Origin of the sequence: Microbacterium sp. UBA3486, from assembly GCF_002377845.1 — a bacterium.
Lineage (GTDB): Bacteria > Actinomycetota > Actinomycetes > Actinomycetales > Microbacteriaceae > Microbacterium > Microbacterium maritypicum_A.
On the sequence record NZ_DFQP01000028.1, the window covers coordinates 33,013 to 41,463 of the forward strand.

Consider the following 8,451-nt stretch of genomic DNA (forward strand, 5'->3'; position numbering starts at 1 on the left):
CGCGGGCGATGGCCACGCGCTGCCGCTGGCCACCGGACAGCTCGTGCGGGCGTCGATCGATCACCGCGTCCGCGTCCAGGCGCACGCGCGCGAGGAGCCGGCGCACCTCGTCCTCCGTCTGCTTCTTCGGCACGACGTCGTCGAGACGGATCGGCCGCTCCAGGTGATAGCGGATCGAGTGGTACGGGTTGAGCGAGGCGAACGGATCCTGGAACACCATGCGCAGCTGCTGCCGGTACTTCCGCAGTCCCCTCCCGCGACGAGGGATGGGCGTGCCGTCGAGCAGCACCTCTCCGCTGGTCGGGGTCTCGAGCTGGGTGAGGATCTTCGCGATCGTCGACTTGCCGCTCCCGGACTGGCCGACCAGCCCGATCGTGCGCCCGGAGGTCAGGGTGAAGCTCACGTCGTCGAGGGCCTTGATCTGGCCCGCCCCGCGCACGTTGTAGGCCTTGGTGACACCGCGGAATTCGAGGGTGGTCATCGCACCAGCACCCCTCTCTCCCCGGTGAGTCGGGGGAACGACGACAGCAGTGTCTTCGTGTACTCGTGCTCGGGCTGCGTCCAGATGCGTTCCGCGGTCGCGAGCTCGATGATCTCGCCCTCCCGCATGATCGCGATCCGGTCGCTGATCTCCAGGAGCAGCGGAAGGTCGTGGGTGATGAAGATCACCGAGAAGCCGAATTCGTGCCGCAGCTGCGAGATCTGCTTGAGGATCTCCCGCTGGACCAGCACATCGAGGGCGGTCGTCGGCTCGTCCATGACCATCAGCTGCGGACGCAGCGCGAGGGCCATCGCGATCATCACGCGCTGGCGCATGCCGCCGGACAGTTCGTGCGGGAAGGAGCGCACGCGCTGGCGTCCGACCTTCACGATCTCCAGCAGCTCCTCGGCTTCGGCGCGCCGCTGCTTGCGGTTCATGTCCGGGCGGTGGATCTCGAAGACGTCCTCCAGCTGCGAACCGATCGTCGCCACCGGGTTGAGGGCGTTCATCGCCCCCTGGAACACCATCGAGACCTTGTCCCAGCGGAATCGCTGCATGGCATCCACGCCGAGGGCGTTGATGTCGATGTCGACCCCGGTCACATCGTGGAAGGTCACACTGCCGCCGGTGATGACCGCGGGTGCCCGGAGCAGGCGCTGCACACCGTAGGCGAGCGTGGTCTTGCCGCATCCGCTCTCACCGGCGAGACCGAGGATCTCGCCGCGCTGCAGTTCGAGGGTGACGTTCTTCACCGCCTCGACGGGCGGATCGACGTCGTACACGACCGAGAAGTCGCGCACGCTGAGCAGGGGGTCTGGCATGAGGGTGTCCTTCGTCGACCTGATCAGGGGAGCCCGCACCGTCGTCGAGGCGGGCTCCCCGGCAGGATGCTGCTTACTCGGCGGGCTTCAGCTTCGTGAGGATCTGCACGATGTTCTGCTGAGTCGGGTCGGCAGACGCGTACGGGTCCTCTTCCGAAGGCCATCCGACGTAGTTGCGGGTGTTGAACTCGCCCAGCAGCGGGTGCGCGCCCAGCGGGATGGCCGGCACCTGCTCGGAGAAGATCGTCTGCAGCGTGTCGACCGCGGCGGTGCGCTCCTCGTCCGACGAGGCGTTGGCGTAGGAGTTCAGCGCGGCCGTCGCCGTCGGGTCGTCGAAGCGACCGAAGTTGAAGCCGGCCTTCCCGTCCGAGATCCATCGCGGGTCCATGGTGGACGTGTACAGGCCGTAGGCCGTGCCGCTGTCCTCGAGCCAGTGGATGATCGCCGAGAACGTGCCGTTGTCGCGCGGGTCCGCCCAGCCACCCCAGTCGGGCATGTCGATCTTGACCTCGGCACCGATGGCCTCGGTGACATCTTCGGCGATCAGCTCCTGCGCGGTGTTCCAGTCGCTCCAGCCGGAGGGGACGGAGAGCGTGAACGAGACGGGTGCGCCGTCGGGGTCGATCAGCGCGTCGTCCTTCCAGGTGTACCCGGCGGTGGTGAGCAGGTCACGGGCCTTCTCGGCGTCGACCGCGTACTCCTTGCCCTGGAACTCGGGCTGGATCTCGTCGTCGAGGATCGAGGAGAGTCCCGTCACCGACCAGACGGCCTCGCTGGCGCCTTCGCGGGCGATGTCGACGTAGGCGTCGCGGTCGATCACCCAGGCGAGCGCCTGACGGAAGGCCGGGTCGTCGAACGGCTTCTGCTGCAGGTTCATGAACAGCGTCGCGGAACCGGTGGTGGGAGCCGCCCAGAACTTGTTGTGCTCGGGATCGGCCGAGAGGAACTGCTCCTCGATCTGCGGGATGAACGCCTGCGCCCAGTCGGCGTCGCCGTTCGCGAGGGCCGTGGTGAGCGCGGTGTTGTCGCCGTACGAGACGTAGTGCAGCTCGGGCACGGCCAGGTCGCCGCCCCAGTAGTCGTCGCGGGCGTCGAGCGTGACCGACTCGGTCGACCAGTTCGAGAGGACGTAGGGTCCGGTACCCACCAGGTCGTCGCCCTTGACGGGGTCGGTGGCCGGGTCGTCGAGGTTCTCCCAGATGTGCTTCGGGACGATCGGCACGTGCAGGGCGCGGGCCTGGTTGACGTACTTCGACGCGGCGAAGGTCAGCACGACCTTGTCGCCGTCGACGGCAGCGCTGTCGAGCTGGAGGCCCGCGGTGTCGAGGGCGGGGGTGGAGGCGAGCTCGTAGGAGTAGACGATGTCTTCGGCGGTGAAGGGCTCGCCGTCGCTCCAGGTGACGTCGGCGCGAGGAACGACAGTGAGCACCGTGTAGTCGTCGTTCCATTCCAGGCTGTCGGCGAGCCACGGGGTGACACCACGGTCGCCGGTCTGGTTCACGAGGGCGAGGGTCTCGAAGATCACCTTGCCGTAGCCGTACTTCGAGGCGGACGAGTCGCCGACGAAGGGGTTGTTGGATTCGGTGGTGATCGCGCCATCGGGCTTCGCGATGGTGAGGGATGCGGAGCCGGCGCCATCGTCGGATCCACCGCCAGCCGAGCATCCGGCGAGGGCCGATACGCCGAGGGCGGTGATCGCAGTCGCGGCGATCAGAGACTTTCTGAGCTTCATTGCTTCTCCTAGGGCACGGGTCTTTGTGCTGCGTCGCCGGAGGACGGGAGTCCACCGACTGTCGTGATTTGCTTACTGTCGAGAAAGTAAGCTCTCGTGAGGTTACCGAGTAGTAAGTTTGATCGCAAGCACAGCCCGACGATGGAGAGGAGGCCGCGGTGGTAGACAGCGACCAGACAGTGCGCGTGCGCCCGGCGACCCTCGCGAAACGCGAGCAGATCCTCAAAGCGGCCGTCGAGATCTTCGGCAACAAGGGCTCGACCAACGGCACTCTGGCCGACGTGGCCGAGCAGGTCGGCATCACCCACGCCGGCGTCCTGCACCACTTCGGCTCGAAGCAGAAGCTGCTGCTCGAGGTTCTCGCCTATCGCGACCAGGCCGACGTGGCCGAGCTCGCCGAGAAGCACATCCCGGACGGACCCGAGCTGTTCCTGCACCTGGTGCGCACGGCGTTCGCGAACGAGAAGCGGCCCGGCATCGTGCAGGCCTATACGGTGCTGTCCGCCGAGTCGGTGACCGACGACCACCCGGCGCGGCACTTCTTCGAGGACCGCTACACGACCCTGCGTCGCGAGGTCACGGCGGCGTTCCACGAGCTGTGCGCCCAGGAGGGTGTGCGCGACCCCGACACGATCGCCGCAGCCGCCGCCGCGATCCTCGCGGTGATGGACGGTCTGCAGCTGCAGTGGCTCCTGCACCCCGACGTCGTCGAGCTCGGCGGAGCCAGCGAATTCGCGATCCAGGCGATCGTGAACGCCGTGCTGCACCCCGGGCCGGCGCTGCCGACGTACGTGCACCCCGCCTGATCCCTCGATCGCGCACCCTCGGCAACGACCGCCGGCCCGGCTAGGCTCGGGCCATGACGATCGACCTCGAAGCGCTCTACATCGACCTGCACCAGCATCCTGAGCTCTCGTTCCAGGAGACGCGCACCGCCGGCATCGCCGCCCAGCACCTGCGCGATCTGGGGCTCGAGGTCGAGGAGGGCGTCGGGGTGACCGGAGTGGTCGGAGTGCTGCGCAACGGCGAAGGCCCGGTCGTCTGGGTGCGAGCCGACATGGACGCACTGCCGGTCGAGGAGCAGACCGGTCTGTCCTACGCGAGTACGGCGAAGGGCGTCGACCCCGCGGGCACCACCGTTCCCGTCATGCACGCCTGTGGTCACGACATGCACGTCACCGCCATGATCGGTGCGGTCGAGAAGCTCGTCGCCGAGCGATCCGACTGGTCGGGCACCCTCGTCGTGCTGATCCAGCCTGCCGAGGAGTACGGCGCCGGAGCGCGAGCGATGCTCGACGACGGGATCCTCGACCGCTACCCGAAGCCCGACGTGGTGCTCGGCCAGCACGTGACCCCGTTGCCCGCCGGCGTGATCGGCGTGCGCAGCGGCACGCAGATGGCCGCCTCCGACGGACTCACCGTCACCCTGCACGGCCGCGGCGGACACGGCTCGCGCCCGCATGCCACGATCGGACCGGTCGTCATGGCCGCCGCCACCGTGATGCGCCTGCAGACCATCGCCTCGCGCGAGATCGACCCGCAGGGCGTCGCCGTCGTGACCGTGGGATCGATCCACGCGGGCCTCAAGAACAACATCATCCCCGCCGAGGCGAAGCTCGAGCTCAGCCTGCGCTATCCGAACGAGGAGACGCGCGACAAGGTGCTCGCGAGCGTCGAGCGCATCGTGCGGGCAGAGGCCACCGCTTCCGGCGCCGAGCGAGAGCCCGAGATCCGCACCGACCACACCCTCCCGGCCACCATCAACGACGAGGACGCCACCGTCCGGGTGACCGCGGCTCTGCAGCGCGCCCTGGGCGAGGCTGCCGTGATCGACCCCGGAATGTTCACCGGCAGCGAGGACGTCTCCTGGTTCGCCCGCGACGCCGGGGCACCCCTCGTGTTCTGGTTCTGGGGCGGGATCGACCCCGCCCGGTTCGCCGAGGCGGTCGCCGCGGGCCGCCTGGGCGAGGACATCCCCACCAACCACTCGCCGTTCTTCGCACCGGAGATCCACCCGACGATCGAGGTCGGCGTCACCGCGCTGTCGGCCGCCGCCCGGGAGTTCCTCGCGTAGCGCGCTCTGTGCCCCGAGCGATGCGCTCGCCCCCGAAGTCCCGAAGGCCCTCGGTGGACAGGCTTCGAACATGTTGATTCGAAGAGCGACAGCAGCAGACCTCGATCGGCTCAGCGCTCTCAACACCGGGGTCCAACGCGCGACCTGCGAATCCGTTCCGGCACGCGTCCAAGAGCCTGTATGTGCACCACATCGCTGTCGACCCCGACCAACGGCGACAAGGCGTCGGCCAGCAACTGATGGACGCTGCCGTCGCCATCGGGCGCGCAGAGAACGTAGACGCGGTGAGACTCGATTCGTGGTCGTTCAGCCGCGATGCGCACACGTTCTTCGAGGCAGAGGGGTTCACTCCGGTCAACGTGGTCTTCGAGCGGCGCCTTCACTAGTCGGCCGGAACCGGATCCTCGCCGTTCCGCCGCACCGTCGGCCGGTCGAGGACTGTGTTGTCCCAGATCCAGGTCGCCCGCTCCCGCGGTCGGGCCTCCGCGACGTACAGACGCTGCCCACCGACGTACCGGCGGTTGGAGGGCGCCTCCGGGTCGGGGTCGTGGCTCCCTGGGAATCGGGCGTTGCCCCGGGGGACGCTGACCTCGAACGGCGCGTGGACCCAGACCGTCGCGTCCCAGATCGCACCGAGTTCGGGACGCTGGAGGAAGATCCCGTCGACGAGAACGACCCCCGTCGGAGGGACGGCGATCGGTGCAGGGTCGACAGGTTCGTCACGACCGACGTCCCAGACAGCCGGCGTGATCGAGCCGTGCCCGCGCAGAGGGTCGACGACGCAGTCGCGAAAGGCGTCGTATCGGTAGGAACCGGAATAGAAGCCTTCCGGGCCGGAACCCGCAGCGACACGCTCCGTCTTCGGACGGTGGAATCCGTCGATGCTCACTCCGACAACCGGTCGCCCCCGCCGCCGCAGAGCGTATTCCGTGAGTTCGCGCGCAAGGTGGGATTTACCGGCCCCGTCGAAGCCGTCGAGCGCCACCAGGACCCGATCGTCTGGACGGAGGCTCTCGATCTCGCCCCAGAGCTGCGACAGCACTGCCGAGCGTGAATCCGGGGTGCGCACGGCCCGCTCAGCCGCCGATGGCGTTCATCCCGCGAGCGGGTTGCAGGAAGGAGGGGTCGTCGATCGCGTGTCCCGGCAGTTTTCCGTGCACGCACGAGCGCAGCAGTGCGGCGATCTCATCGGCGCGCTCGCCCGGGGCGGAGGCCGACTCTCCGCGCAGCAGCCCGGTCAGGTCGTACTCGGCGAGCGAGAAGAGGCAGTTGCGCAGCTGGCCGTCGGCCGTCAGCCGCAGGCGGTCGCAGGCGCCGCAGAACGGGGCCGTGACCGAGGCGATCACACCGACCTCATGCGGGCCGCCGTCGATCTGCCACTTCTCGGCGGGTGCGCCTCCCCGACCCTCGACCGGGTCGAGACGCCAGCGTTCCCCGAGCGACGCGAGGATCTCCTCGCGCGTGACCATCGAGGCCCGGTCCCAGGTGTGTCCGGCGTCGAGCGGCATCTGCTCGATGAATCGCAGTTGCGCGCCGACGCTCATCGCGAACTCCACGAGGTCGACCAGCTCGTCGTCGTTGACGCCGCGCATCGCGACCGCGTTGAGCTTGAGCGGGCGGAGCTCGGATGCCGCAGCCGCAGCGATGCCCTCGAACACATCGTCGAGGCGGTCGCGCCGGGTCAGGTCGGCGAAGCGCTGACGATCGACCGTGTCGATGCTGATGTTGAGGCGAGTGAGCCCGGCATCGATCAGGGCCGGGAGCTTCTGGGCGAGGCTGATGCCGTTGGTGGTCATCGCGACCTCGACGGGGCCCTCCTCCCCCTCGATGCGGGAGATTCGCCTCACCACCTCGACGATGTCGGTCCGCAGCAGCGGCTCGCCGCCGGTGAGCCGGAAGGTGCGGATGCCGAGGGCCGCGGCCACTTCGGCCACCTCGACGATCTCGTCGGTGGAGAGGATGCTCGTGCGGGCGAGCCACTCGTTGCCCTGCTCGGGCATGCAGTACGTGCAGCGCAGGGAGCAGCGATCGGTGAGCGAGATGCGCAGATCGCGATGCACCCGGCCGTGCGTGTCGACGAGACCTCCGCCGATTCCTGCGAGAGAGGCGGCCTGCGGAGACGGATCGACGCGCGGCGCGCGCACACCGATCACGACCGGTACGGCCGCCATGGCGCTTCCCCACTCCCCGTCATCGTTCGAGAGTAACCCGCGACGACCGGGGCAGGGCCGGTTTCGTGGCGACGACCGGCAGATTGCCAGTGTCCGGAAGCGTCGGCGGCGACTTCGTCAGAGCACGGGCACGAAGCTCACGTGCGCGGGGTCTACCCGCAGGTGGACCGCATCTCCCGGCGCGAGCACGGCAGCGTCGGCGAGGGAGACATCGACGGCGCATCCCGCGGTCTGCACGCGCACACCGGCAAGGGTGGGCTCGAGTCGCGTGACCTCGGTGCGCCAGGCATCCGGATCCGCGGCGTCGACGACGCGCACGTGCTCGGGGCGGAAGACCGCAGCGAGAGGGGTGCCGTCGACTGCGGCGAGCGCGAGCGAGCCGGCATCCGTGGTCGTGAGGTGCAGATCTCCGTTCCGCCAGGCCCCGCCCGCGGCGACCCCCGCCACGCGATTGACCCCCGCGATCGACGCGACGAACTCGGAAGCCGGAGCCGACAGGACGGCGCGCACCGGTCCGCTCTGTGTGACCCGACCGGCCTCGATGATCACGAGCCGCTCCGCCAGTGCGACGGCATCCGCGGCATCGTGCGTGACCGCGATCGTGGTGATCCCGGCCAGCTGATCACGCAACATCTGTCGGATGTCGCCGGCCGTCGCCGGGTCGAGCGCCACCAGCGGCTCGTCGAGCAGTACCGCGCGCGGGGACGCGGCGAGCGCCCGGGCGACCGCGACGCGTTGCCCCTCCCCGCCGGAGAGCTCGCGGGGCATCCGTCCGCCGGCACCGCGGAGTCCCACGCGCGCGAGCCATTCGTCCGCAAGGTCGCGTGCCGAGCGGGCATCCGCCCCTGCAGCTCGGGGGCCGAAGGCCACGTTCTCGCGCACCGAGAGGTGCGGGAACAGCCGTGCATCCTGTCCCAGCAGCACGATGCCCCGATTCATCGGCGTGGTCCGCACGCGGGGCGCGGACACGCGGTCGACCACGCGTCCCGCGACGTCGATCTGCCCGGCGGTCAATGGCTCGAGTCCCGCGAGGGCCTGCAGCAGCGTCGACTTTCCCGCGCCGCTCGGTCCCATGACGGCGACCGTCTCGCCGACCGCTGCCTGCACGGCGACCTCGACGGCGAAGTGCTCTCCCTCGACCACGATGTCGGCGCGCAGTCCCGGTTCGACGG

9 protein-coding genes are annotated in these 8,451 nt (G+C 69.2%); 3 read left to right on the forward strand and 6 right to left on the reverse strand.

Annotated features, from left to right (window positions below; genetic code table 11):
* The 3 genes from B2869_RS03635 to B2869_RS03645 form a co-directional block, all read right to left on the reverse strand.
* Positions 1 to 481, reverse strand: a 481-nt coding sequence (locus B2869_RS03635; RefSeq protein ID WP_414683267.1) for an ATP-binding cassette domain-containing protein, incomplete at its 3' end; no start/stop codon positions are given.
* Positions 478 to 1,302, reverse strand: coding sequence for an ABC transporter ATP-binding protein (locus B2869_RS03640; protein WP_021199256.1), 825 nt, complete (start codon positions 1,300 to 1,302; stop codon positions 478 to 480). The genes B2869_RS03635 and B2869_RS03640, both read right to left, overlap by 4 nt.
* A gap of 73 nt (positions 1,303 to 1,375) precedes the next feature.
* A complete protein-coding gene (locus tag B2869_RS03645; protein WP_029265087.1) occupies positions 1,376 to 3,034 on the reverse strand; it encodes an ABC transporter substrate-binding protein in 1,659 nt (552 codons plus the stop codon).
* 158 nt (positions 3,035 to 3,192) lie between these two features.
* Between B2869_RS03645 and B2869_RS03650 the strand changes: the two genes are divergently transcribed.
* The 3 genes from B2869_RS03650 to B2869_RS18730 all read left to right on the forward strand — a co-directional run bounded on the left by B2869_RS03650 (position 3,193) and on the right by B2869_RS18730 (position 5,494).
* Positions 3,193 to 3,840 carry a TetR/AcrR family transcriptional regulator gene (locus B2869_RS03650; protein ID WP_021199258.1) on the forward strand — a complete coding sequence of 216 codons (648 nt, stop codon included), beginning with the start codon at positions 3,193 to 3,195 and terminating at the stop codon, positions 3,838 to 3,840.
* A 53-nt stretch (positions 3,841 to 3,893) separates the two neighbouring features.
* Positions 3,894 to 5,108 carry an amidohydrolase gene (locus B2869_RS03655; RefSeq protein WP_292762886.1) on the forward strand — a complete coding sequence of 405 codons (1,215 nt, stop codon included), beginning with the start codon at positions 3,894 to 3,896 and terminating at the stop codon, positions 5,106 to 5,108.
* Between the two features lie 104 nt (positions 5,109 to 5,212).
* The gene (locus B2869_RS18730) at positions 5,213 to 5,494 is read left to right on the forward strand and encodes a GNAT family N-acetyltransferase (protein ID WP_373695406.1); all 282 of its coding nucleotides are present in this window, start codon (positions 5,213 to 5,215) and stop codon (positions 5,492 to 5,494) included.
* On the opposite strand, the gene B2869_RS03660 is transcribed toward B2869_RS18730, so the two are convergent.
* From B2869_RS03660 to B2869_RS03670, 3 genes are all read right to left on the reverse strand, one after another.
* On the reverse strand, positions 5,491 to 6,177 hold the full coding sequence (locus B2869_RS03660) for a uridine kinase (protein ID WP_292762889.1): 687 nt from the start codon (positions 6,175 to 6,177) through the stop codon (positions 5,491 to 5,493). The genes B2869_RS18730 and B2869_RS03660 overlap by 4 nt on opposite strands.
* Before the next feature lie 7 nt (positions 6,178 to 6,184).
* Positions 6,185 to 7,279 (reverse strand): GTP 3',8-cyclase MoaA, encoded by a 1,095-nt coding sequence (gene moaA / locus B2869_RS03665; protein ID WP_292762892.1) that lies wholly within the window; start codon positions 7,277 to 7,279, stop codon positions 6,185 to 6,187.
* A gap of 117 nt (positions 7,280 to 7,396) precedes the next feature.
* Positions 7,397 to 8,437 carry a sulfate/molybdate ABC transporter ATP-binding protein gene (locus B2869_RS03670; protein WP_292762895.1) on the reverse strand — a complete coding sequence of 347 codons (1,041 nt, stop codon included), beginning with the start codon at positions 8,435 to 8,437 and terminating at the stop codon, positions 7,397 to 7,399.
* Positions 8,438 to 8,451: the final 14 nt, after the last annotated feature.